Source organism: Streptomyces sp. x-80 (genome assembly GCF_046549095.1).
Classification (GTDB): domain Bacteria; phylum Actinomycetota; class Actinomycetes; order Streptomycetales; family Streptomycetaceae; genus Streptomyces; species Streptomyces celluloflavus.
Map to the genome: position 1 here is coordinate 157,516 of NZ_JAJPWM010000018.1, position 22,720 is coordinate 180,235.

Consider the following 22,720-nt stretch of genomic DNA (forward strand, 5'->3'; position numbering starts at 1 on the left):
CAGCCTCCCGGGCACGCCGATTGCGTCAGTCGCGCCCGCAGGCCGGTGCCGGGGCGGGCGACGGTGCCGGGGCGCCGACGGTCGGCAGGCCCAGCAGGACACCCTTGGGCCGTTCCGCCGGGGCGGCGGTGCGCTTCTCCCAGGCGTCGCCGGCGCGGGTGCGGCGGACGGCGCGGGCGGGGCCCTCGGCCAGGAGGTGGTGCGGGGCGGCGTAGGTGATCTCCACGGTCACCATGTCACCGGGGCGGACCGGCTCGTCGGGGCGGGCGAAGTGCACCAGGCGGTTGTCGGGGGCGCGGCCGGACAGCCGGCGGGTCGCGTCGTCCTTGCGGCCCTCGCCCTCGGCCACCAGCACCTCCAGAGTGCGGCCGACCTGCTTCTTGTTCTCCTCCCAGGAGATCTCCTCCTGGAGCGCGGCCAGCCGCTCGTAGCGCTCCTGGACGACGGCCTTGGGGATCTGGTCCGCCATATCGGCCGCCGGGGTCCCGGGGCGCTTGGAGTACTGGAAGGTGAACGCCTGCGCGAAACGGGACTCGCGGACGGTGTGCAGGGTCTGCTCGAAGTCCTCGTCGGTCTCGCCCGGGAAGCCGACGATGATGTCGGTGGAGATGGCGGCGTCCGGCATCGCGGCGCGCACCTTCTCGATGATGCCGAGGTAGCGCTCCTGCCGGTAGGAGCGGCGCATCGCCTTGAGGACGGTGTCCGAACCGGACTGGAGCGGCATGTGCAGCTGCGGCATGACGTTCGGGGTCTCGGCCATCGCGGCGATCACGTCGTCGGTGAAGTCGCGGGGGTGCGGGGAGGTGAAACGGACCCGCTCCAGGCCCTCGATGCCGCCGCAGGCGCGCAGCAGCTTGCTGAAGGCCTCGCGGTCACCGATGTCGGAGCCGTAGGCGTTGACGTTCTGGCCGAGCAGGGTGATCTCGCTGACGCCCTCGGCGACCAGCGCCTCGATCTCGGCGAGGATGTCGCCGGGGCGGCGATCCTTCTCCTTGCCGCGCAGCGCCGGCACGATGCAGAAGGTGCAGGTGTTGTTGCAGCCGACGGAGATGGACACCCATGCCGCGTACGCGCTCTCACGGCGGGTGGGCAGGGTCGAGGGGAACGCCTCAAGGGACTCGGCGATCTCGACCTGCGCCTCTTCCAGCACGCGGGCGCGCTCCAGCAGCACCGGCAGCTTCCCGATGTTGTGCGTCCCGAAGACCACGTCGACCCAGGGGGCCTTCTTGACAATGGTGTCGCGGTCCTTCTGGGCGAGGCAGCCGCCGACGGCGATCTGCATGCCCGGCCGCGCGGCCTTCTGCGGGGCGAGCTGGCCGAGGTTGCCGTAGAGCCGGTTGTCGGCGTTCTCCCGCACCGCGCAGGTGTTGAAGACGACGACATCGGCGCCGTCGGCACCCTTGGGCGCGCGGACGTAGCCGGCGTCCTCCAGCAGGCCCGACAGCCGCTCGGAGTCATGGACGTTCATCTGGCACCCGTAGGTGCGGATCTCGTAGCTTCGAGTAACGCCCACGTCGGCCATCTCTCCGGTCCGGTCTTTGCTGCTGGTCACCGTTCAAGGGTAAGGGGACGCCGGAGGCGCGCCACCATGCCGGTCCGCCCCTCGCCGCGGCCCTCCCGCTCCGGCCGGTCCCGCCTTCCCGGCCGCCAGGGGCGAGGGGGCAGCGCTCCGCCCCCCGCGGGGAGCACGGCCCGGCCCGTCAGGTCTCTTCGCGGTAGAGGTCGGTGAGGAGGGCCACGGCGGCGTGGGTGGCGGGGTGGGGGTCGTGCCGGCGCCAGATGAGGTGGACGGGGACGGGGTCCGCGTCGCGCAGCGGGCGGTAGGCGATGCCGTCGCGGCGGTACTGGGTGACGGTGGCGTGCGGGGTGACACCGACACAGCGGCCGGTGGCGATGGCGGCGAGCCAGTCGTCGATGTCCTGGGTGTACTCCAGGGCGGGGCGCGTGTCCTCGGGCCACAGGTGCGCGGTGGTGGTGCCGGTGCGGCGGTCGACGACGAGGGTGCGGTCACGGACCTCGTCGAGCCGGACGCTGCGGCGCCGGGCCCAGGGATCGTCCGCGGCCATGGCCACGTAGCGGTGCTCGGAGCCGACCCGGGCGTGGGCGTACCGGCGCATGTCGATGGGGGTGCGGACGACGGCGAGATCGCACAGGCCCTCGGCGAGGCCGCCGGTGGAGGTGTTGCGGCGGATCAGGTGGAGCTCGATACCGGGGTGGCGGTGGTGCCAGCGGCGCTGGAACTCCGCGGTGTGGCGGCCCATCGCGGACCAGGCGTGGCCGATACGCAGCCGGGTGTGGCCGGTGGCGGCCTCGCGCACCAGGTTGTCCGCCTCGGTGAGCAGGAGGCGGGCACGGGCGAGGACCTGTACGCCCGCGGTGGTGGGGGCGACGGTACGGCTGGTGCGGTGCAGCAGCCGCACACCGAGGATCTTCTCCAGTGCGATCAGGGCGCGGGAGACCGCGGCCTGGGAGACGCCCAGTTCGATCGCGGCGTCGGTGAAGCTGCCGGTGTCGACGATCGCGACCAGGCAGCGCAGATGCCGCAGCTCCAGATCCCCGTGTCCGTCCATGACCCCAGCGTATAGATGGCGCTCCGGATGCATTTTGCGCATACGTGCCGGCGGTGGAGAGTCCCGGCATGTCGATACGCGCTCAGGGGACGGCCGCCGCGGACCCCGCCGGAACGCCGGGGCCGCAGGCGCCCGCGCACCGGTGGGCCGGGACGGCGCTGATGGTGGGGAGCGGCCTGTCCAACCAGGTCGGGGCGGCGGTGGCCGCGCTCGCCTTCCCGGTGATCGGACCGGTCGGGGTGGTGGCGGTGCGCCAGTGGGTGGCCGCCGTGGTGCTGCTGAGCGCCGGCCGGCCGCGTCTGCGGTCGTTCACCGCCGCGCAGTGGCGCCCCGTACTGGGACTGGCCGTGGTGTTCGCCGCCATGAACCTTTCGCTGTACACGGCGATCGAGCGGATCGGGCTCGGCCTCGCGGTCACGCTGGAGTTCCTCGGTCCGCTGGCCGTCGCGCTGGCCGGTTCCCGCCGCCGTACGGACCTGGGCTGTGCGCTCGCCGCCGCGGCGGCCGTCATCGTCCTCACCCGCCCGCGGCCGAGCACCGACTACCTGGGCATCGGCCTGGCGCTGCTGGCGGCGGCCTGCTGGGGCTGCTACATCCTGCTCAACCGCACCGTGGGCGCCCGCCTGCCCGGGGTACAGGGTCCGGCCGCCGCCGCGGCCGTCTCCGGTCTGCTGTACCTGCCGGCCGGCGCGCTGGTGCTGTGGCACCGGCCGCCCACCCCCACCGCACTGGCCTGTGCGCTCGCCGCCGGTGTGCTCTCCTCCGCGGTGCCCTTCCTGGCCGACCTGCTCGCGCTGCGCCGGGTTCCCGCCCACTTCTTCGGGATCTTCATGAGCGTCAACCCGGTGCTGGCCGCCCTGGTCGGCACCGTGGTGCTGGACCAACGCCTGGAGCACACCTCTTGGCTGGCCATCGCGGTGATCGTCGCCGCCAACGCCACCGCCGTGACCACCGCCGCCCGCCCCCGCCCCTCCTCCGGCGCGGCGGAACAGCCCGCTGACCGCACCGGCCGTCCGGGCCATGCCCCCTGACCGGCGCGGACGGGCCCGGAGCCGTCCGTCCCGGGAAAGAAGTGCCACGGTGGCCGCCGGCCCGGCACCGGGAGTACCGGCACGGCCCCGGTACCGGCGAGCACCGGCGCCCGCCCCGCCCTCGCCCCTCCCCTTCGCGGTCCGGTACTGGCAGGATCCCGCCCATGGTCACAGCACTCCCCCGCCTCGGCTGCCGGGCACTCCAGGTGGCAATCGCGGCACTGATCGCGCTCGGACTCCTGCTGTGGTGGCTGCTGTCGATGGGCGGCGCACCGTCTCCGGGCGGGCGGGTGACGCTGGCGACGGGGGTGCCCACCGGCGTGTACGCGCGCTACGGGGAGCTGCTCAAGCAGGATCTGTCCAGCGAAATGCCGGGGGTGGATCTGCGGCTGACGCGCAGCGAGGGCTCCATCGACAACCTGCGCCAACTGACCTCCGGGCGCGCGGAGTTCACCATCGCAACGGCGGACGCGGTCGCGGCGTACCAGATGCAGGGCGAACCGGGCGCGGACCGGCTGCGGGCCTGCGCGCGGCTGTACGACGACTACTTGCAGCTGGTGGTGCCCAAGGGGTCCACCGTCCGCTCGGCCAAGGAGCTGCGGGGACTGCGGGTCGGGGTGGGTACGGACGGTTCCGGCGTCCAGCTGATCACCCGGCGGCTGCTGGAGGCCGCCGGGCTGGACTTCGACCGGGACGTCGAGCCGGTGCGGGCCGGTATCGACAGGATGCCGGGGCTGCTGGAGCACGGCCGGCTGGACGCGTTCTTCTGGTCGGGCGGGCTGCCGACCGGCGCGTTGCAGCAGTTGGCGAAGCGGTTCCCGGTGCGTCTGGTGCAGCTCGGCGATCTGGTCGAACCGCTGCACCGGCAGGGCGAGCGCACCCGCTACTACCGGGCGGCGGTGATGCCGGCCGACGCCTATCCGCGGGTCCAGGACGGGCAGGCGGTGAAGACGATCGCGGTGGCGAATCTGCTGGTGACGACGGACGGGGAGGACGCCGCGCTGACCGAGGGCATCACCCGGGCCCTCATCCGGAGCCGGGACGGGATCGGGCGTGCGGTGCACGCCGCGCAGAGGGTGGATCTGCGGACGGCGGTGTTCACCGATCCGCTGGCCCTGCACGAAGGAGCCCGGCGCTACTACGTGTCGGAGAAGCCCTGAGACCCGCCGGTCCGCCGGAGGACCGGAGCGCGTCGCCCCGGCCGCGCGGCGGGCGCCCGAGGAGCGCCGGCCGCCGGCCGCTGCGCGAGGGGAGGAGACCGCGTGATCCGCCCGGGAAAACGCCCCCGCACACACGGAAGGGGGCTCGCACCGGCAGACCGGCGCGAGCCCCCTTCACGGGACGCGGTGCGTCAGGCGGGGACGATGTTCTCCGCCTGCGGGCCCTTGGGGCCCTGGGTCACGTCGAACGAGACCTGCTGGCCCTCCTGGAGCTCACGGAAGCCCTGAGCCTGGATGTTCGAGTAGTGGGCGAAGACGTCGGGGCCGCCGCCGTCCTGCTCGATGAAGCCGAAGCCCTTTTCCGCGTTGAACCACTTCACGGTGCCAGTAGCCATTTTTTTTCTCCTTCATGGGGCAAACCGGAGACCGCACTTCGCGGACTCCACGTCGCCGAGATGATTGCCCCACACCGGAAAAGGTCCGGAAAACAATGAACGCCCGGGGCTACAAGCCTCCAGGCGCACACGAAGTTCATGGGTACCACAACTGCAACGACGTTCACGATAGCACAGCTCCGGCCCGCCGTGTGCAAACGCTCCGGCGGCCCGGTGGGGCCGGGCTCAGGGCGCGCTGCGCGGCACGGTGACGGTGACCCGCAGACCGTGCGGGCGGTGCGGTGCGTAGGTGATGGTGGCGCCGCCCGCGGCGAGCAGCGCGCGGGTGATCGACAGGCCCAGGCCGGAGCCGGAGACGTTCTGGTGGCGGCCGCTGCGCCAGAAGCGGTCGCCGATCCGGGCGAGCTCGTCCTCGCTCAGCCCCGGACCGCGGTCGGCGACGGTGATGCGGACGCGCTCACCGGCCGGCGCCACGTTCACGGTGACCGGCTCGCCACGCGGGGTGAACTTCAGCGCGTTGTCGACGACGGCGTCCAGCGCGCTGGAGAGCGCGACCGGGTCGGCCCAGCCGGTGACGGCGCGGTGCCCCGCGTACGTCAGCCGGACCCCCCGCTCGTCGGCGAGCGGGCGCCAGGAGTCGACGCGCTCGGCGGCGAGCGCCGCGACGTCGGTGAGCTGGAGGTCGGCCGGGGCGTGTTCGGCCAGCGCCAGGTCGAGGAGGTCGTCCAGGACGCGGGCCAGGCGTTTGCCTTCCGTGCGGACCGAGGCGATCTCCTCGTTGCCGTCGGGGAGTTCGAGGGCGAGCAGCTCGATCCGCAGCAGCAGCGCGGAGAGCGGGTTGCGCAGTTGGTGGGAGGCGTCGGCGACGAAGGCGCGCTGCTGTTCCAGGACGTCCTCGACGTTGTCGGCCATCTCGTTGAACGAGCGGGCCAGCCGCCGCAGTTCGGGCGGGCCCGCGGTGGCCGCGACACGGGACTTCAGCCGGCCGGTGGCGATGTCGTGGCTGGCCGCGTCCAGCACCCGGACGGGCCGCAGCACCCAGCCGGTCAGGCGGATGGCCGCGCCGACTGCGAGGAGCATGGCCGCGGCCTCGCCCGCCGCAATCAGCAGCCAGCTGTCCAGGACGCGCCCCCGCATCCGGCCGGTGGGCGAGTCGGTGACGACGACGGCGACCACGTCGCCGTCGCGGATGACCGGTGAGGCGACCGGGATCCGCCCGTCGCGGTCCCAGGGCCAGATCTGCTGCGGGTCGTGGCTGCGGCGGCCGGCCAGCGCCTCGTTGAAGGCGCCGGCGCCCTCGCCCCCGTCCGGGACCGGCAGGCCCGTGGGGGCCGCCGCCATCGGGGTGCGGTCGCGGTAGAAGACGCCGACGCGGATGCCGTAGAGGGCGTGGTAGCGCCGGAGTTCGGCGCGGAGGGTGGCCAGCCGCTCGTCCTCCTCCGCGCTCTTGCCATCGGCGTCGGTGGTGGGGCGGGCGGTGACGAACTGGGCGAGGGAGGCGAACCGTGCGGCGTCGTCGATCCGGTCGACGACCACCCGCTGCTGTTCGAGACCGGCCGTGATGACGCCGAGCGGTATGCCGAGCGCGAGCAGTACACCGGCCATGAGGACGATGAGGAGCGGCAGAAGTCGGGAGCGCACGTGGTCGCGGCGGCCGTCAGGCGGACGGTCGCGGGGGCGGCAGCGGACGGGCGGCGGACGGGGCGCCGGCCGTGGGGGCGACGAGGCGGTAGCCGACGCCGCGCACCGTCTCGATCAGCGCGGGCATGCGCAGCTTGGCGCGGAGCGAGGCGATGTGCACCTCCAGGGTCCGGCCGGTTCCCTCCCAGCTCGTACGCCACACCTCGCTGATGATCTGCTCCCGGCGGAAGACCACACCGGGGCGCTGGGCGAGGAGCGCCAGCAGATCGAACTCCTTGCGGGTGAGCGGGACCGCGGTGCCGTTCACGGACACCTGGCGGGTGGGCAGTTCGACGGTGACCGCGCCGAGCCGCAGCGCGTCCTCGGCGGCGCTCTCCTCGGCGGTCTGCTCGCCGCCGGGCGCGTTGCGCCGGCTCACCGCGTGGATGCGGGCCAGCAGCTCACCGGTGTCGTACGGCTTGACGACATAGTCGTCGGCGCCGAGGTTGAGGCCGTGGATGCGGGAGCGCACATCGGCCCGCGCGGTGACCATGATGACCGGGACGGCGCACATCCGGCGGATCCGGCCGCACACCTCGAAGCCGTCCTGGTCGGGCAGGCCGAGGTCGAGCAGCACCACGGCGAAGGGCTCGGCGGTGTCGGGGAGCAGGGCCCGGAGGGCCTCCTGGCCGTTGCGCGCGTGGACGACCGCGAAGCCGTGCCGGGCCAGCACCGCGGACAGGGCCGCGGCGACATGGTCGTCGTCCTCGACGAGCAGCAGTCTCATCGGCCTCCTCCTGGGGTGCGTGCGTACGGATGGTGCGGGGTACGGATGGGGCGGGCAGGGCGGCCGACTGTGTGTACGGCCACAGGGCATCTACGGCGATAGGTGGTGCGCGCGTCAAGGGGCGGTCGCCTCCGGACCGTCATCCGTTACCCAGCCGGTACGCCCGCGGCGCGTCCGCCGCACGATTCCGTGGCGTCGCGTCCCGTTCACGCGGACTGTCCCTTTGCGGCCGGATCGTTATGCTCAATTTCCGCTCAGATGTAATGACGCTGGTCGCGGGCCGTTACTAGGGTCCTCCCCAATCGAGGAGGACGGAGCTACACGCCGATGAGCGAAGTATCGGTGACCGAGAACGCCGACGGTCCCGCGCCGGCGGGAGACCAGCTGGTCGTGCTGGACAACGTGAACAAGCACTTCGGCGCGCTGCACGTGCTCCAGGACATCGACCTGACGATCCACCGCGGCGAGGTCGTCGTCGTGATCGGGCCCTCGGGGTCCGGCAAGTCGACGCTCTGCCGCACGATCAACCGGCTGGAGACCGTCGACACCGGCAGCATCAGCATCGACGGCAAACCGTTGCCGCAGGAGGGGCGGGAGCTGGCACGGCTCCGCGCCGACGTGGGCATGGTCTTCCAGTCCTTCAACCTCTTCGCGCACAAGACGGTGCTCGAAAACGTGATGCTGGGGCAGATCAAGGTCCGCAAGACGGACCGGGCGGCCGCCTCGAAGAAGGCCCGCGACCTGCTGGACCGGGTGGGCGTCGGCACCCAGGCCGACAAGTACCCGGCACAGCTCTCCGGCGGCCAGCAGCAGCGCGTGGCGATAGCCCGCGCGCTGGCGATGGACCCGAAGGTGATGCTGTTCGACGAGCCGACGTCCGCGCTGGACCCGGAGATGATCAACGAGGTGCTGGAGGTCATGCAGCAGCTCGCCCGGGACGGGATGACGATGGTCGTGGTCACCCACGAGATGGGCTTCGCCCGCTCGGCCGCGAACCGGGTCGTCTTCATGGCGGACGGCCGCATCATCGAAGAGGCCGAGCCGAACCAGTTCTTCAACAACCCGCGCAGCGACCGGGCGAAGGATTTCCTGTCGAAAATCCTTCATCACTGAGACCGCAGTTGGGCCACGATGACTTCCCACTCCTGTGGAACCAAAGGATGTTCACCATGAGGATGCGTAAAACGGCTGCGGCGGGTGCGATGGTGCTCGCGCTGACGGCGACGGCGACCGCATGCGGCGGCGAGACGGGTACCGCCGGCGACAAGGACACGGCGGCGAAGGTCTTCAGCGGCGAATACACCGTCGCCAAGAATGTGACGCTGAATTCGCCGGTGCTCAAGAAGGCCCAGGAACGCAAGAAGATCGTCGTCGGCGCCAAGGCCGACCAGCCCTTCCTCGGTTTCCAGGACACCGACGGCAAGCGGACCGGTTTCGACATCGAGATCGCCAAGATGGTCGCCGCCGACCTCGGCTTCTCCGAGCAGCAGATCACCTTCAAGACCGTCGACTCCAACATCCGCGAGACGTCGATCTCCGAGGGTCTGGTCGATTTCTACGTCGGCACGTACACCATCAACGACGAGCGCAAGCAGCGGGTCGGCTTCGCGGGCCCGTACTACACGGCCGGCGCGGACCTCCTGGTGCGCAGGGACGACAAGGCCATCACCGGCCCGACCGCCCTCAAGGGCAAGAAGGTCTGCTCGATCGTCGGCTCCACGCCGCTCTCCGAGATCAAGAAGCCGAAGTACGGCGCCGAGACCACCGAGTTGTCGAAGTACTCGGACTGCGTCAAGTCGCTGCTCGACGGCCAGGTCGACGCCGTCACCACCGACGACGCGATCCTCAAGGGATTCGCCGCCGAGCGCCCGGGCAAGCTCAAGGTCGTCGGCAAGCCCTTCACCAAGGAGCCGTACGGGGTCGGCATGAACAAGAACGACAAGGTGCTGCGTGACGCGGCCACCGCGTCCCTGGAGAAGCACATCAAGAACGGCGACTACAAGAAGGCGTACGAGGGCACGCTCGGCAAGTCGGGCTCGGCCTACGTCGCGCCGGAGACGCCGCTGCCGCGTAACTGACGCCCGCCGGCGCGGCCGTGAGAGCCCCGGCTCCCGCACCGCCGCGCCGCCCCGCGCCCACACCGGGCGCCCCTTGGCCACCGCCACGCCGGTACGCCCCGTACGCCCGCCGTGGCGGGAGTGCGGGGCGTGGTGCCGCCTGCCCTGTCCGCCGCTGACCTGACCGCTACCGCGGAGAACCCATGAACGTACTCCTCGATCATCTCCCCGAGTTCCGCGACGGGTTCCTCGGGACCTTGTCGATCACCGCGGCCAGCGCGGCGCTCGCCCTCGTCCTGGGCATCCTGATAGCCGGCTTCCGGGTCTCCCCCATCCCCCCGCTGCGCGCCTTCGGGACCGGCTGGGTGATGCTGCTGCGCAACACCCCGCTGACCCTGCTCTTCCTGGTCGCGTTCTTCGTGGTCCCGCAGATCCTGTTTCCCGGCACCAGCCCGTTCATGCTCGCCACCCTGGCGCTCGGTTTCTACACCTCGTCCTTCGTCTGCGAGGCGGTGCGCTCGGGCATCAACACCGTGCCGCTCGGCCAGGCGGAGGCGGCCCGCAGCATCGGGATGACCTTCCTCCAGACCCTGCGGCTGATCATCCTGCCGCAGGCCACCCGGACCGTGGTCCCGCCGCTGAGCAGCATCTTCATCGCGCTCACCAAGAACTCTGCGGTCGCCGGCGCGTTCAGCAACACCGAGTTGTTCAACATCTCCAAGCTGCTCAGCGACCGAGGCTTCGCGATCGGCTGGATCTTCCTGTGGATCGCCCTCGCGTACTTGATCATCACCTTCGCCATCAGCGGCCTCTTCCGGCTGCTGGAGCGCCGCCTGGAGGTGGCCCGATGAGCAGCAGCAGTGTCCTCTACGACGCGCCCGGCCCCAAGACCCGCGTCCGCAACCGGATCTACACCGTCGCCGGCTCGCTGGCCGTGCTCGGTGCCCTGGTCTTCGTCGTGCTCCGGCTGAACGACAAGGGCCAGTTCGCGCCGGAGATGTGGAACATCTTCAACAACGCCGGAGTGCGGACCAACATCCGCGACGGCGTGCTGATGACGCTTCAGGCGTTCGCGGTGGGGGCGGTGCTGTCACTGGTGCTCGGCGTGCTGCTCGCCGTCGGGCGGCTCTCGGACCACAAGCCGGTCCGCTGGTTCGCCACCGGTTTCATCGAGCTGTTCCGCGCCGTCCCCCTGCTGATCACCATCTACGTCCTGTGGGTGCTCTTCCTCGCCAACCGGGGCACGCTGGGCTTCTCCGGTGAGGGCACCCAGTTCTGGGCGCTGGTCATCGGTCTGACCGTCTACAACGGCTCGGTGCAGGCCGAGGTGCTGCGCGCGGGCATCAACGCGGTGCCCAAGGGCCAGAGCGAGGCCGCGTACGCGCTCGGCATGCGCAAGACGCAGGTGATGCTGACGGTGCTGGTGCCGCAGGCGGTGCGGTCGATGCTGCCGACGATCATCAGCCAGCTGGTGGTGACCCTCAAGGACACCTCGCTCGGCTATGTGATCACGTACCAGGAACTGCTCTTCGCGATCCGGCAGATGGCGGGCAACATCACCGTCAACGAGGAGAACCCGTACGTGCCGATGATCATCGTCGGCGGTGCGATCTACGTCGCGATGTGTCTGCTGCTCTCCGCCCTCGCCACCTGGATCGAGCGGCGCGGCCGCCGGGCCAAGACCGGCATCGGCGTGGCCGGGGCGGGCGAGCCGGTCACGGCCGCCGACGCCCTGGAGGTCGCCGACCCGGTCCCCGGCGGGCCGGCCCCCCGGCAGAACTGACGCGACGGCATATCCTGCCGAGGCGGCGGCACCGGTGCCGCCGCCTCGGTCACTTGACGCGAGGGGCCGCAGTGGGTTGCATACGCTGTGTGATCACGCACCGGGCTCCAACTGCCAGTTCCCGCACCGCCTCTTCGCACCACCGGGACCGGGGAGCGACGCCGTGGACCCGGTGATCGTCGTCGGGGCCGGTCCGGTCGGCCTCTCGCTCGCCCTCGCGCTCGCCCGGCGGGGCGTCCCGTCCATCCTCCTGGACGAGACCACGGGCACGGAGGACACCCGGCCGGCCCGTACCGCCGTGCTCCGCCAGGACACCGTGGGTTTCGTCGGCCGGCTGGGCTGCGGCGGTGTCCTGGAGAGTGCCGGCGCCCACTGGACCGGCTGGCGCACGGTGCGCCGCCGGCGCCTGCTGGAGCACGTCGTGTTCGAGCCCGGCGCCGCCGCGCCCCCGCTCCATCTCCCCCAGCACGCGCTGACCCGCGCCCTGCGCGCCGCGCTGGCCCGCGAGGAGCTGGCCCGGATCGTCACCGGCGGCCGGCTGGCCGAGCTGGAGCAGGACGAGCACGGGGTCGGCGCGCACACCCGCGGCCCCAACGGCACGTGGTGGCGCGGGAGTTACCTGGTCGGCTGCGACGGCCCGCGCTCGACGGTCCGCAAGCTGCTGGACATCCGCTTCCCGGGCCGTACGGCCGTCGAGCGGCATGCGGTCGCCGCGCTGCGCGCCGAGCTCCCGTGGCCCGGCGAGGCGCTGCTGCACCGTTCGCCGTCCCGGCACGGCGGCGAGGTCTGTGCCCGCCCGCTGCCCGACGGCGTCTGGCGGCTGGACTGGCTGCTGCCGCCCGGACGCGAGCTGGTGACGCCGGACGCCCTGGTGGCCCGGATCCGCGACACCCTGGCGGGCTGGGCCGTCGACGCGCTGTCCGACCCGGGCGACGGGACCGGCGCCGCGCGCCCGGGGCGCGGCGCCGGCCGGCCGGTTCCGCCGTACGAACTCCTCGACACCGGGGTGCACACCGTCCACCACCGGCTGGCGCGGCGCTGGCGGCAGGGCCGTGCCTTCCTCGCCGGGGACGCCGCGCATCTGCTGGGCGCGCTCGGCACCCAGGGCCTGGACGAGGGGCTGCGGGACGCCGAGAACCTCGCCTGGAAGCTGGCCCTGGTCTGGCATCAGGGCGCCCCCGAGGCGCTGTTGGACAGCTACCAGTCCGAACGCCGCGGCGCTGTCGCGGCCCGGCTGCGCGCCGCGGACCGGGCGCTGCCGCTTTTGCGGGAGGGCGGCGCGGCCCGCTGGCGGACCGCGCTCCCGGGGGCGGTCCGCGGGCGCACCGCGATGCTGACGGACGGGTATCTGGGGCGCGGCCCGCTGGGCGCACCGCCCGTGTACGCCCGCTCGCCGCTCGCGCCGCCCGCCGGGCAGACCACCGGTGCGCCGGTGGGCACGCTCCCCGGGGCGCCGGTCGCGGACGTGCCGGTGACCGCGGCCGACGGATCGGTGACCCGGCTGCGCGACCGGCTGGGACAGGGCCTCCTGGTGCTCCTGGTGGCACCGGGCACCGGCGTCTGGGACCGGCGGCACTGGCGGTCGGCGGGCCTGATGCCGCAGCTGACCGGCGCGGCCGAAGCGCTGCCGATGGGCGCCGAGGTCCTGGTGGCCGAGTCCTATCCGGGCGCGGCGGCGCACACCGTCCTGCTCGTACGCCCCGACGGCCACCTGGTCACCGCGCTGCCCGGCGTCCGCCCGGCGGAACTGCACGCCTGCGCGGAGGCCGTACGGGGCGGTGCCTACGGGCGCGGCGCGGGCGGGAAGGGTGCGACCGCGGGCCGTCAGGCAACCGCCGATGCCGCGGCTTCGGGTGAGGCGGGCGGGGGTGCCGAGGTGTCCGGGGACATCGGGGTGGCCGGGGACATCGGGGTGGCCGGGGACATCGGGGTGGCCGGCGGTGCGGACGGTACGGGCGGGGCCGGGGTGGACGGTGAGCCGGGGGCCGGCTCCGGAACGGCTCCGTCGGGCGCATCGGGTGCGTCGGGTGCGTCGGGTGCGTCGGGTGCGTCGGGTGCGTCGAGCATGACCTCAGGGCCACAGGCGCCCTGACTGTGGCTGGACACTGTGGCCCGGTGTGGCTGGACGATGTCGCGGAGAAGTCGGGGGAGGGCCGGCGAGACGCAGGGAAGGCCGGAGAGAGTGGGAAAGGCCAGGGAAGACCAGGGAGGGGTCCGGGAATGGCTGGGCAGGGCCCGGGGAAGGCCGTCGGCGTCCCGTACGGTGCGTGGTTGACCCTGCGTGAACCCCCGTGCTTCACTCCGAAGGTGACTGATCACGGCTCGCGATTCTGGCGGAGGGTCCATCTGGACCTGGTCCGCTATGCGGGCTGCACGTGTCGTCCGTCCTCCTGATCCGCAGTTCCTTATCCCGCGCGGCCCTTCGCCTCCTCCTGGCGGCCGCGCATCTTCGCGATCACCCAGGACGGTTTCCGTGCCCGACGTACGTACCCCCGCGCACCCGCCCGCCGCCGGCCGTGACAGCGGCCCCAGCGCGTCCGAACTCCTCGACTTCGCCCGGCGCACCGCCGCGGACACCACACTCATCGCCGCACTCCCGCTCGACCCCGAAGGCCGTACCTGGATCCGGCTGGACGGACCGGGCGGCAGCGAGGCGTGGCTGATCGGCTGGCCGCCCGGTACGGGCACCGGCTGGCACGATCACGGCGGCTCGCGCGGCGCCTTCGCGGCCGCCGCGGGCGAGCTGACGGAGCAGTCGCTCGCCGCCCAACTCCCCACCGAGGGCTGGAAAACCCTGGAACTCGCCGATGGTGTGGACCGGCAACGCAAGCTCGCCGAAGGACGCGGGCGGGCCTTCGGCCCGCACCATGTCCACCAGGTGCTCAACGCCTCCCCGGACACCCACGCGGTGTCGGTGCACGCCTACTACCCGCCGCTGCCGCTGATGCGCCGCTACAGCCGCACCGGCGCGGTGCTGCGGCTCGAAGAGGTCGAGCGCCCGGAGGAGTGGCAGTGAGCGCCGTCGACGAACTGCTGGAGCGGGCCCGGAGGGAACTGGACCGGGTGGACACCCGGGAGGCCGCTGCGGTCCAGGAGGCCGGCGGGCTCCTGGTGGACATCCGTTACGCGGCGCTGCGCGAGCGCGACGGCACGATCCCCGGGGCGCTGATCGTGGAACGCAACGAGCTGGAATGGCGGCTCGACCCGACGGGCGACCACCGCGCCCCCGAGGCGACGCATCACGGACTGCCGGTCGTGGTGGTCTGCAACGAGGGCTACGCGTCGAGCCTGGCGGCCGTCTCACTGCGCCGGTTGGGCCTGACCCGGGCCACCGACCTGATCGGCGGCTTCCAGGCATGGCGGGCGGCGGGACTGCCGGTGGTGGCACCGCCTGCGGAGTCCCAGTGATGGCCGGGGCTCCGGGGTGGCTGCGGGATGGCAGCGGCCAGGGGGACGGCCAGGGTCACGGTGACGGCCGGGGGCACGGTGGCCCGCACGTGGATCGGGCCGAGCGCAGCGGGAATGTGCAGGCGATTGGGCTGACAAGCCGGTAGACCACGGGAGTTGAGGCGGTTTCGGGCGCGGCCCGGTGCGGAGCAGGGCATGCGTGGCGCCGCCGTCGGCGACCGGGAGCAGGGCAGCCGTGGCCGCCCCGGCGGGGTGTGCCACGGCGTGACGTGGTGGGGCGCGGCGTGATGGGGATGTGCCGCAGCTTGACGTGGCGGGCGCGGCTTGATGAGGCGGGGCCGGGGCCGTCCGCCCACGGCGTGACCGAACGCCTCGTCGCACGCCTCGTCGAATGCCTCGCCGGACCGGAGGCCAGAGATACGGCGCGCGGAGATCGGGACCGCGGCCCGCCCGGGGACCGAGGAGACCGCGAAGCCCCCGTGGCTCGTGGCCATCAGCACGTCGCACACGACAGGCCGGAGGGCGGCGGAGGCACGGCGCCTTCGCCGGTCCGGTCCGAGTGCCTACGGCAGGCCGGCGTCCCCCTGAGACCGGCCACTCCCCCACTCTCCACGGACCGGCAGCTCCCACCCACCCACGGCCGGACGGACCGATCCTCAACTCCCGTTCACCGAAGTCCCATTACCGCACGAAGAAACTCGGCTCGCCCCTCGACTCGGTAGTCAACTCGGCCCTCAACCCGGCCCCTTGAAGGCCGACGCCCCTCGGCCATTCGCAGGAGGTCGCCCGTCGGCACCCGCGAGCCGGGCGTCCGTCAGTCGTCGGGCAGATGCCGCTCCAGCAGCTCCGGGTCCTCGCCCTCCTCTTCCAGGGCCCGGCGGACGACCCGCAGGGCGAGGCCCTCCGGGTATCCCTTACGGGCCAGCATCCCGGCCAGGCGGCGGAGACGTTTCTCGCGGTCCAGTCCTCTGGTCGTGCGCAGTTTGCGGTCGACCAGTTCGCGGGCCGTGGACTCCTCCTGGTCGGCGTCGAGGCGGCCGACGGCCACCTCGATCAGCGCGGAGTCCACGCCCTTGGTGCGCAGTTCGCGGGCGAGCGCGCGGCGGGCCAGGCCACGCCCACGGTGGCGGGACTCCACCCAGGCGTCGGCGAAGGCCGCATCGTCGATCAGTCCGACGCCCTCGAAGCGGGACAGCACTTCCTCGGCGACCTCCTCGGGGATGCCCCGCTGATGCAGGGCGTCCCCGAGCTGCTTGCGCGTCCGCGGATTCCCGGTGAGCAGGCGCAGGCAGATGGCCCGCGCCTGCTCCTCGGGCGTACGCGGTGGCCCCGGCTCGGCCCTCGACGAGGCGGGGCCACCGCTGCTCTCCCGGCCCTCCCGGCCGTTACGGTTCTCGGCGTCGCCCGCAGCGCTGCTGGTGTCGCACGCGCTGCCCGGCCAGTCCGTTCGCCGTGTCATGACGGGCTAGCTCTTGGCCGCGGCGGCCTTGGCACCCTTGGCGCCCTTGGCCGCCGGTGCCGCGACGGCAGCGGTCTGGCCGCCTGTCGCGCCTGCGGCGTCCGGACCCGGCTCCGCCGCCGGCTCCTGGGGCCGCACGCCGACGCCGAGCTTCTCCTTGATCTTCTTTTCGACCTCATTGGCGAGGTCGGGGTTGTCCTTGAGGAAGTTGCGGGCGTTCTCCTTGCCCTGGCCGAGCTGGTCACCCTCGTAGGTGTACCAAGCGCCGGACTTGCGGATGAAGCCGTGCTCCACGCCCATGTCGATCAGGCCGCCCTCGCGGCTGATGCCCTGGCCGTACAGGATGTCGAACTCGGCCTGCTTGAAGGGCGGCGCGACCTTGTTCTTGACGACCTTGACGCGGGTGCGGTTACCGACCGCGTCCGTGCCGTCCTTGAGGGTCTCGATGCGGCGGATGTCGAGGCGCACCGAGGCGTAGAACTTCAGCGCGCGCCCACCCGTCGTGGTCTCCGGCGAGCCGAACATCACGCCGATCTTCTCGCGGAGCTGGTTGATGAAGATCGCGGTGGTCTTGGACTGGTTGAGCGCGCTGGTGATCTTGCGCAGGGCCTGGCTCATCAGCCGGGCCTGGAGGCCGACGTGGGAGTCGCCCATCTCACCCTCGATCTCGGCCCGCGGCACGAGCGCGGCGACCGAGTCGATCACGATCAGGTCGAGCGCGCCGGAGCGGACCAGCATGTCCACGATCTCCAGCGCCTGCTCGCCGTTGTCCGGCTGGGACAGGATCAGGGCGTCGGTGTCCACGCCGAGCTTCTTGGCGTATTCGGGGTCGAGCGCGTGCTCGGCGTCGATGAAGGCCACGGCGCCGCCGGCCTTCTGTGCGTTCGCCACGGCGTGCAGCGTCAGGGTCGTCTTTCCGGAGGACTCCGGGCCGTAGACCTCGACGACACGGCCGCGGGGGATGCCGCCGACGCCGAGTGCGACGTCGAGCGCGGTCGACCCGGTCGGGATGACCTCGATGGGTTCGTTCGGCCGCTCCCCCATGCGCATCACGGCGCCCTTGCCGAATTGCCGTTCAATCTGTGCGAGTGCGGCGTCGAGCGCCTTCTCGCGGTCAGTGCCTGCCATGGGTTCCACCCGATTTGCTTGAGTCGATCGCTTCACGTCCACGACGCTAACGCCTGCCACTGACAATGCGCCCGGACCCGCCTCCGACCTGTGGATAACTCTGTGGAAAGTCACCAGAACACCGGCCGGACCCCTAATGAGAATGGATGTTCGATTTTGGTGTCAAGCGCACCACGTCACGCCCGGGGCAGGATGCCCCGCGCCACTGAAGGTAGAGCGCCCGTGAAGGTTGAGCGCGGGCAATCGAGCCTTCAGTGGCGCAGGACACACGGACCGGGACCGACCGGAACAGGTCGGGTGCGCGCCGCTGGACTCCGGACGAGCGGTGGCGCCGCGGACCGTACCTCGACCGCCGTGTCCAGCCGGGCCGGCCGGACGGCGCCGCATTCCCATCGCGGCGTCCCCGGCCGGGGCCCTACGAGGACCGGCGCGCTCGCTGGATCATCCGCAGCTCCGCTTTTGCCACTCCAGCAAGAAACTTTGTCACCCACGAGGAATGGGCGGACTCTCTCCCATGAACGGAGGTACCGCGCATGACCGAACAAAAGGAACAGACAGTGGCCGCTGACCTGACGGGTGCGGAACGGCACCGGAGTGGGGAACGACACCATGACGTCGTGGTCGTCGGTGGTGGCGCCGCGGGGCTGAGCGCGGCGCTGACCCTGGTACGGGCGCGCCGCTCGGTACTGGTGATCGACGCCGGGCAGCCGCGCAACGCTCCGGCCGCCCATGTCCACACGTACCTGGCGCGCGACGGTGTATCCCCCTCGCAGCTGCTGGCCGCGGGCCGTGCCGAGGTGACCGGTTACGGCGGCGAGATCGTGACGGGCGAGGTCCTGGCGGCCGAGCGTCTGGCCGCCGGGGGCTTCCGCGTCGTACTCGACGACGGATCCGCGGTCGCCGCGGACCGGCTGCTGGTGACCACCGGCCTGGTCGACGAACTCCCCGACGTGCCCGGGGTGGCCCAGCGGTGGGGACGCGAGGTCCTGCACTGCCCGTACTGCCACGGCTGGGAGGTGCGCGACCAGGCGATCGGCGTCCTGGCCACCGGGCCACTGGCGGTCCGGCAGGCCCTGCTGTGGCGGCAGTGGAGCAAGGACGTGACGCTCCTCCTGCACACCGCGCCGGAGCCGGACGACGACGCGTACGAGCGGCTGGCCGCCCGGGGCATCGCCGTGCTGGACGGCGCGGTGACCGGCCTGGAGGTGACCGGCGACCGGCTCACCGGTGTGACCCTGGCCGGTGGCCGGCGGCTGCCCTGCCGGGCTCTGGTGGTCGCCCCGCGCTTCACCGCGCGCGCCGACGTCCTCACCGGCCTGGGCCTTGAGACGGCCGAGCAGGAGGCGGACGGGCACGCCCTCGGCACCTGCGTCGCCGCCGACGCGTCCGGGGCGACCGCGGTGCCCGGGGTATGGGTGGCCGGCAACGTCACCGCGCCGGCCGAGGCGGTCATCGGCGCCGCCGCAGCGGGGATGCGCGCCGCCGAGGCGATCAACGCCGACCTGATCGCCGAGGAGACCCGCCGGGCCGTCGTCGCCCGCCGCCGACCCTTCTCCCCGGGGATGGAACGGGAGGTCAGCGCGCGCGTACTCGGCGACCGCCGGCACGGCCTGTCCCCGCGCCCCGTATGACGGCACAAGGGCCCGAAGACACCGGGACGTGAGGAACGGCTGGAGCTCGAAGACTCTTGGGCACGGAGGCGCAGAGGCACGGAGGCACGGAGGCACGAAGGCGTGAAGGCGTGAAGGCTGAAGGCGCGAAACATGCGGCACGAAGACGCCGAGACCCATAAGACGCGGGGCACAAGGCGCGGGGCGGAAAACGCGGGGACACGAAGTCGTCGAGGAGGGCACGTCGACGGCTGGTGGCCACGGTGGCCGCAGCACCTCGCACGAGGAGTTCCGGGACACCCGTCCCGTACCACCGCCTGAGCGACCTGCTCCGGTGGGGGGGGATCCCCCCCCCGTCCCGGTACGTGAAACCGCCGGTCCGATGTCAGGCAGGGCGACGGGCCCGCAGGGGGCGCCGGGCGGCCGGGACCGGCACGCGAGGGATCAGCGCGCGAGGCGCCGGCTCCGGATCAGCGGCCGCCCGAGGCCACCTGCGGGTCCGGCTCACTCTGCCCGTCCGGCTCTCCCCGCCCGTTACGCCCGTCCTGCCCGTCCCGTTCGCCTCGCAGGGTGCGCCGGAGCTGTGCGAGGGCCCTGGCTCCCCCGCCACGGCGCTTCCCGCCGTGTACCCGCGGATCGTCGGTGACCTCGTACCGCTTGACGTACGCGCCCAGGAACGCCTGCAACGTCGCGGTCGCCGGGATGGCGATCAGCGCGCCGACCGCGCCCATCAGGGCCGTACCGGCGATCACCGAGCCGAAGGCGACGGCCGGGTGGATGTCCACCGTCTTGGCCGTGATCCGCGGCTGGAGGAGGTAGTTCTCGAACTGCTGGTAGATCACCACGAACGCGAACACCCACAGCGCGTACCAGGGGTTGATGGTGAACGCGATGAGGATGGGCAGCGCGCCCGCGAGATAGGTGCCGATGGTCGGGATGAACTGCGAGATCAGGCCCACCCACATGCCCAGCGCCGGGGCGTACGGCACGCCCAGGACCTCCAGCAGGACATAGTGCGCGAGCCCGGATATCAGCGCCATCAGCCCGCGGGAGTAGAGATATCCGCCGGTCTTGGCGACCGCGATCTCCCAGGCACGCAGCACCTCCGTCTGGCGGCTCGGCGGGAGCACGGAGCACAGGGCACGGCGCAGCCGGGGGCCGTCGGCGGCGAAGTAGAAGGAGAACAGCGCCACCGTCAGGAGATTGAACAGACTGCCGAGCACCGTCGCGGAGACCGCCAGGACGTTGTTGGCGCTGTCCTGGACGTACTTCTGCAACCAGTCGGAGTTGAGCAGGTTGTTCTGCACCTCGACCCGCGAGAGGTGAGTGTGGAAGGTGCTGTTCGTCCAGCTGATGACGGAGTCCAGATACTGCGGCAGTTCCTCGACCATCGTGGCTATCTGGCCGGCGAGCATGGATCCCAGGAGCGCGAAGAAGCCGGCCGTGGCGACGAGGATGCCGAGGAACACCGCGCCGGTGGCCACCCCGCGCCGCATGCCCCGGGCCGCCATCCAGTCCACCGCGGGCTCGACGGCCAGCGCGAGGAAGAACGCGATCAGCACATTCAGCAGCAGCGAGATCAGCTGGTGGAACGCCCAGCTGCCGAGCTGGAAACAGGCCACCAGGGCGAGCGCGAGCACCATGGCGCGGGGCAGCCAGCGCGGCATCCGCGCACCGGGCCGGTCCTCGGGTCGTGGGGCATCGCTGCTGGTGATCTCATCTGTCGCTGACACGGGCCAAGTGTCGCGCATGGGTGTGACAGTCCCGGGCCTGCCCCGTGCCACCGCCGCCGACCGGCCGGTCCGCCGCCCCGGCAGAGCCGCCCACAAGCAGGACGGGAAGACACTCCAGCTCCGCCCCGCCCCACTCACTGCTCACTGCTCACTGCTCACTGCTCACTGCTCACTGCTCACTGCTTGTCGTACGGCACATCCATCGACGAGCACACCACCCGCCACACCTCTTTGGCGCTCCATCCCGCGTCCAGCGCCTGGTGGACGGTCCGGCCGCCGAGTCCGGACATCACGTGATCGCGTGCGAAGGAGTCGGCGTACGCCGCACCGAAGTGATCCGCCATCCGCTGCCAGAAGACCGTCAACCGCATGCTCTCTGCCCCATGTCCACTCTGACCTGCACGTTTCCCTCCCCTTACGCTCGCCGGCCCCAGCCGGGAGCGTCCAGGGAGTTCCCTCCCCACGGAACCAAGCATCCATGACGCCGCAGCCACGCACGTCCGCATCAGACCCGAAGCGCGGGCACGCGAGCGTCCGCGCACCTACGCAGGGTGAATCCTGATCGGTGTGCCCCGGCCAACGGGCAAGGGAGACGATCGGTTCCCGCAGCAGGTGGTCGGTCTGTGATCCCGCGCAACGGTGACAGCGTCACGGGCCCACGGGACCGGAAGCGCGGGTGCCCCGGCAGCGGCCAGGCAGCCGCTACAGAGTTCCGGCGTCCGGCCAGTGGGACCAGTGGGTGTTCGCCGGGAGCGTCGGCCGGTACCGGGTCGGGTCCCCGGATTCCAGCACCTCGGCGATCATCTGGAAGGTTTCGTGCTCGCTGGGCCTGACGTCCCGGAACTCCTCCGGCTGATTCCACTCGTCAAGCCGCAGCAGCTCCGGCAGGTCCGAGGGGATGCCGGCCCGCAGCTCCGTCTCGTCGCAGAAGCCTCCTGCGCGCCGGGGCCAGCAGCCGGAACAAATCCTGGAGCGGTGTGCCGCGTTCCAGGAAGAGGCTCAGGGCCGCGTTGACGAGCGCTCTGCGTGTGGCTGCCTTCTTGTGCTTCCGTCGGCCCGTTGCCAGTGCTCGTCGTCATGACTTCACGGGTCCAGCCGAGTGTTCCTCGTCGGCGACGCCGCGCACATCCATCTGCCTGCCGGAGGGGCAGGGGCTCAACCTGGGCGTACAGGACGCGAGATAGCCAGTTTCGGCCTCCCCAAGGTGTGCGACGAGGGACCAAGGCGGGAATCGGCCAATCCATCGGCATCGGCATCGGCATCGGCATCGGCATCGGCATCGGCATCGGCATCGGCATCGGCATCGGCATCGGGGATGATGCCCCGGATCGGCGCCCGGCAGCAGGTAGGTCAGTGGCCGACCGGCGGCGTCAGGCAACCGTGCTCGATGTAGCGGCCGTTGACATCGGCCCATACCTTCTCCCGGTTCACCGCACCGGTCACGCAGCCCGTCTTGCCCACCCAGATTCCGTAATCCGTGCCGTCGGTCTTCTTGTTCGCCGCACCGACCAACAGGACCCCGGCCGCTACACGGCGACCGTCGGCGGCCTGTTCGAGGAGCGGGCGCACCTCATCAGGGCTGATCCTGCCCTGCTTACGCAGTCGCTCCAGCCCTGGCCCCACCACACCCGCGATCCGCTTCGCCACCGCCTCGTCCTCGGGGCTCATGTCCTGCGGCCACTTGTGCCGGTTGTTGTCCCAGTAGTGGGGAACCGCCGGGTCCACCTGCCTCGACCCCACCGACGGCGACGCCTCCGCAGAAGGCTCGGCGCCGGCCTTCGGGTTGTAGTTCTTGAACAGTTCGTCCTCGGCCGGCTTCCCGCATCCGGTTACCCCCAGCACCGACACCGCGGCGGCCACCGAACGAACAAGCACGCTCCGTATCTTCATGCCCGGCATCCTCCCGTCTCCAGCCGCATACCGCAGGAGTATCTCTGCTCGCGCCAGACGCACCTTCTGCCGTGAATCCCGCACCCCGA

At 71.9% G+C, this 22,720-nt stretch carries 23 protein-coding genes; 12 read left to right on the top strand and 11 right to left on the bottom strand.

All coding sequences use genetic code 11. The features are described 5' to 3' along the window. Positions 1 to 25 precede the first annotated feature (25 nt). Positions 26 to 1,522, bottom strand: a complete 1,497-nt coding sequence (miaB, locus tag ACLJWH_RS31085) for a tRNA (N6-isopentenyl adenosine(37)-C2)-methylthiotransferase MiaB (protein ID WP_411145139.1) — start codon at positions 1,520 to 1,522, stop codon at positions 26 to 28. A 178-nt stretch (positions 1,523 to 1,700) separates the two neighbouring features. After that, positions 1,701 to 2,570, bottom strand: a complete 870-nt coding sequence (locus ACLJWH_RS31090; RefSeq protein ID WP_411145099.1) for a LysR family transcriptional regulator — start codon at positions 2,568 to 2,570, stop codon at positions 1,701 to 1,703. A 68-nt stretch (positions 2,571 to 2,638) separates the two neighbouring features. Between ACLJWH_RS31090 and ACLJWH_RS31095 the strand changes: the two genes are divergently transcribed. Further along, positions 2,639 to 3,601: an EamA family transporter gene (locus ACLJWH_RS31095; RefSeq protein ID WP_411145100.1), complete on the top strand. Its 963-nt coding sequence runs from the start codon at positions 2,639 to 2,641 to the stop codon at positions 3,599 to 3,601. Between the two features lie 164 nt (positions 3,602 to 3,765). Beyond that, complete coding sequence (locus tag ACLJWH_RS31100; RefSeq protein WP_411145101.1) at positions 3,766 to 4,761, top strand: TAXI family TRAP transporter solute-binding subunit; 996 nt, start codon at positions 3,766 to 3,768, stop codon at positions 4,759 to 4,761. 191 nt (positions 4,762 to 4,952) lie between these two features. Here the strand turns inward: ACLJWH_RS31100 and ACLJWH_RS31105 are convergent, their stop codons facing one another. The 3 genes from ACLJWH_RS31105 to ACLJWH_RS31115 form a co-directional block, all read right to left on the bottom strand. Further along, positions 4,953 to 5,156 (bottom strand): cold-shock protein, encoded by a 204-nt coding sequence (locus ACLJWH_RS31105; protein ID WP_052860949.1) that lies wholly within the window; start codon positions 5,154 to 5,156, stop codon positions 4,953 to 4,955. A gap of 225 nt (positions 5,157 to 5,381) precedes the next feature. After that, a complete protein-coding gene (locus tag ACLJWH_RS31110; RefSeq protein WP_411145102.1) occupies positions 5,382 to 6,797 on the bottom strand; it encodes an ATP-binding protein in 1,416 nt (471 codons plus the stop codon). A 16-nt stretch (positions 6,798 to 6,813) separates the two neighbouring features. Continuing rightward, on the bottom strand, positions 6,814 to 7,563 hold the full coding sequence (locus ACLJWH_RS31115; protein ID WP_411145103.1) for a response regulator transcription factor: 750 nt from the start codon (positions 7,561 to 7,563) through the stop codon (positions 6,814 to 6,816). A 327-nt stretch (positions 7,564 to 7,890) separates the two neighbouring features. On the opposite strand from ACLJWH_RS31115, the gene ACLJWH_RS31120 reads away from it, so the two are divergent. From ACLJWH_RS31120 to ACLJWH_RS31155, 8 genes are all read left to right on the top strand, one after another. Then, positions 7,891 to 8,676 carry an amino acid ABC transporter ATP-binding protein gene (locus ACLJWH_RS31120; protein WP_052860952.1) on the top strand — a complete coding sequence of 262 codons (786 nt, stop codon included), beginning with the start codon at positions 7,891 to 7,893 and terminating at the stop codon, positions 8,674 to 8,676. A 56-nt stretch (positions 8,677 to 8,732) separates the two neighbouring features. Next, positions 8,733 to 9,641 (top strand): glutamate ABC transporter substrate-binding protein, encoded by a 909-nt coding sequence (locus ACLJWH_RS31125; RefSeq protein WP_411145104.1) that lies wholly within the window; start codon positions 8,733 to 8,735, stop codon positions 9,639 to 9,641. A gap of 182 nt (positions 9,642 to 9,823) precedes the next feature. Next, positions 9,824 to 10,471 (top strand): amino acid ABC transporter permease, encoded by a 648-nt coding sequence (locus tag ACLJWH_RS31130; protein ID WP_052860953.1) that lies wholly within the window; start codon positions 9,824 to 9,826, stop codon positions 10,469 to 10,471. Then, positions 10,468 to 11,403: an amino acid ABC transporter permease gene (locus ACLJWH_RS31135; protein ID WP_411145105.1), complete on the top strand. Its 936-nt coding sequence runs from the start codon at positions 10,468 to 10,470 to the stop codon at positions 11,401 to 11,403. Before ACLJWH_RS31130 ends, ACLJWH_RS31135 begins: the two co-directional genes overlap by 4 nt. Positions 11,404 to 11,566: 163 nt before the next feature. Beyond that, positions 11,567 to 13,495, top strand: coding sequence for an FAD-dependent monooxygenase (locus tag ACLJWH_RS31140; RefSeq protein WP_411145106.1), 1,929 nt, complete (start codon positions 11,567 to 11,569; stop codon positions 13,493 to 13,495). 128 nt (positions 13,496 to 13,623) lie between these two features. Next, on the top strand, positions 13,624 to 13,797 hold the full coding sequence (locus tag ACLJWH_RS31145) for a putative leader peptide (RefSeq protein ID WP_411145107.1): 174 nt from the start codon (positions 13,624 to 13,626) through the stop codon (positions 13,795 to 13,797). A gap of 79 nt (positions 13,798 to 13,876) precedes the next feature. Then, on the top strand, positions 13,877 to 14,419 hold the full coding sequence (locus tag ACLJWH_RS31150; protein WP_052860986.1) for a cysteine dioxygenase: 543 nt from the start codon (positions 13,877 to 13,879) through the stop codon (positions 14,417 to 14,419). Next, a complete protein-coding gene (locus tag ACLJWH_RS31155; protein WP_411145108.1) occupies positions 14,416 to 14,811 on the top strand; it encodes a rhodanese-like domain-containing protein in 396 nt (131 codons plus the stop codon). Before ACLJWH_RS31150 ends, ACLJWH_RS31155 begins: the two co-directional genes overlap by 4 nt. 814 nt (positions 14,812 to 15,625) lie before the next feature. On the opposite strand, the gene recX is transcribed toward ACLJWH_RS31155, so the two are convergent. Together recX and recA are read right to left on the bottom strand one after the other, a co-directional pair. Beyond that, positions 15,626 to 16,270, bottom strand: coding sequence for a recombination regulator RecX (gene recX, locus ACLJWH_RS31160; protein ID WP_411145109.1), 645 nt, complete (start codon positions 16,268 to 16,270; stop codon positions 15,626 to 15,628). Between the two features lie 6 nt (positions 16,271 to 16,276). Continuing rightward, the gene (gene recA, locus ACLJWH_RS31165; protein WP_411145110.1) at positions 16,277 to 17,398 is read right to left on the bottom strand and encodes a recombinase RecA; all 1,122 of its coding nucleotides are present in this window, start codon (positions 17,396 to 17,398) and stop codon (positions 16,277 to 16,279) included. A 533-nt stretch (positions 17,399 to 17,931) separates the two neighbouring features. Here recA and ACLJWH_RS31170 point away from each other — a divergent pair. Continuing rightward, positions 17,932 to 19,029: an NAD(P)/FAD-dependent oxidoreductase gene (locus ACLJWH_RS31170; protein ID WP_411145111.1), complete on the top strand. Its 1,098-nt coding sequence runs from the start codon at positions 17,932 to 17,934 to the stop codon at positions 19,027 to 19,029. A gap of 449 nt (positions 19,030 to 19,478) precedes the next feature. Here the strand turns inward: ACLJWH_RS31170 and ACLJWH_RS31175 are convergent, their stop codons facing one another. From ACLJWH_RS31175 to ACLJWH_RS31185, 3 genes are all read right to left on the bottom strand, one after another. Beyond that, positions 19,479 to 20,741: an AI-2E family transporter gene (locus ACLJWH_RS31175; RefSeq protein WP_411145112.1), complete on the bottom strand. Its 1,263-nt coding sequence runs from the start codon at positions 20,739 to 20,741 to the stop codon at positions 19,479 to 19,481. A gap of 176 nt (positions 20,742 to 20,917) precedes the next feature. Then, positions 20,918 to 21,112 carry a DUF3046 domain-containing protein gene (locus ACLJWH_RS31180; RefSeq protein ID WP_411145113.1) on the bottom strand — a complete coding sequence of 65 codons (195 nt, stop codon included), beginning with the start codon at positions 21,110 to 21,112 and terminating at the stop codon, positions 20,918 to 20,920. 331 nt (positions 21,113 to 21,443) lie between these two features. After that, on the bottom strand, positions 21,444 to 21,707 hold the full coding sequence (locus ACLJWH_RS31185; protein WP_411145140.1) for a DUF7003 family protein: 264 nt from the start codon (positions 21,705 to 21,707) through the stop codon (positions 21,444 to 21,446). Positions 21,708 to 21,840: 133 nt separating this feature from the next. Between ACLJWH_RS31185 and ACLJWH_RS31190 the strand changes: the two genes are divergently transcribed. Further along, positions 21,841 to 22,134 carry a hypothetical protein gene (locus tag ACLJWH_RS31190; RefSeq protein ID WP_411145114.1) on the top strand — a complete coding sequence of 98 codons (294 nt, stop codon included), beginning with the start codon at positions 21,841 to 21,843 and terminating at the stop codon, positions 22,132 to 22,134. On the opposite strand, the gene ACLJWH_RS31195 is transcribed toward ACLJWH_RS31190, so the two are convergent. Beyond that, positions 22,092 to 22,640 (bottom strand): hypothetical protein, encoded by a 549-nt coding sequence (locus tag ACLJWH_RS31195; protein ID WP_411145115.1) that lies wholly within the window; start codon positions 22,638 to 22,640, stop codon positions 22,092 to 22,094. The genes ACLJWH_RS31190 and ACLJWH_RS31195 overlap by 43 nt on opposite strands. Positions 22,641 to 22,720 lie beyond the last annotated feature (80 nt).

Bases quoted from the DNA above. Each gene is read 5' to 3' on its own strand.
- miaB (WP_411145139.1), bottom strand. From the start codon at position 1,522: ATGGCCGACGTGGGCGTTACTCGAAGCTACGAGATCCGCACCTACGGG.
- ACLJWH_RS31090 (WP_411145099.1), bottom strand. From the start codon at position 2,570: ATGGACGGACACGGGGATCTGGAGCTGCGGCATCTGCGCTGCCTGGTC.
- ACLJWH_RS31095 (WP_411145100.1), top strand. From the start codon at position 2,639: ATGTCGATACGCGCTCAGGGGACGGCCGCCGCGGACCCCGCCGGAACG.
- ACLJWH_RS31100 (WP_411145101.1), top strand. From the start codon at position 3,766: ATGGTCACAGCACTCCCCCGCCTCGGCTGCCGGGCACTCCAGGTGGCA.
- ACLJWH_RS31105 (WP_052860949.1), bottom strand. From the start codon at position 5,156: ATGGCTACTGGCACCGTGAAGTGGTTCAACGCGGAAAAGGGCTTCGGC.
- ACLJWH_RS31115 (WP_411145103.1), bottom strand. From the start codon at position 7,563: ATGAGACTGCTGCTCGTCGAGGACGACGACCATGTCGCCGCGGCCCTG.
- ACLJWH_RS31120 (WP_052860952.1), top strand. From the start codon at position 7,891: ATGAGCGAAGTATCGGTGACCGAGAACGCCGACGGTCCCGCGCCGGCG.
- ACLJWH_RS31125 (WP_411145104.1), top strand. From the start codon at position 8,733: ATGAGGATGCGTAAAACGGCTGCGGCGGGTGCGATGGTGCTCGCGCTG.
- ACLJWH_RS31130 (WP_052860953.1), top strand. From the start codon at position 9,824: ATGAACGTACTCCTCGATCATCTCCCCGAGTTCCGCGACGGGTTCCTC.
- ACLJWH_RS31135 (WP_411145105.1), top strand. From the start codon at position 10,468: ATGAGCAGCAGCAGTGTCCTCTACGACGCGCCCGGCCCCAAGACCCGC.
- ACLJWH_RS31145 (WP_411145107.1), top strand. From the start codon at position 13,624: ATGGCTGGGCAGGGCCCGGGGAAGGCCGTCGGCGTCCCGTACGGTGCG.
- recX (WP_411145109.1), bottom strand. From the start codon at position 16,270: ATGACACGGCGAACGGACTGGCCGGGCAGCGCGTGCGACACCAGCAGC.
- recA (WP_411145110.1), bottom strand. From the start codon at position 17,398: ATGGCAGGCACTGACCGCGAGAAGGCGCTCGACGCCGCACTCGCACAG.
- ACLJWH_RS31170 (WP_411145111.1), top strand. From the start codon at position 17,932: ATGACCGAACAAAAGGAACAGACAGTGGCCGCTGACCTGACGGGTGCG.
- ACLJWH_RS31180 (WP_411145113.1), bottom strand. From the start codon at position 21,112: ATGCGGTTGACGGTCTTCTGGCAGCGGATGGCGGATCACTTCGGTGCG.
- ACLJWH_RS31195 (WP_411145115.1), bottom strand. From the start codon at position 22,640: ATGCCGGGCATGAAGATACGGAGCGTGCTTGTTCGTTCGGTGGCCGCC.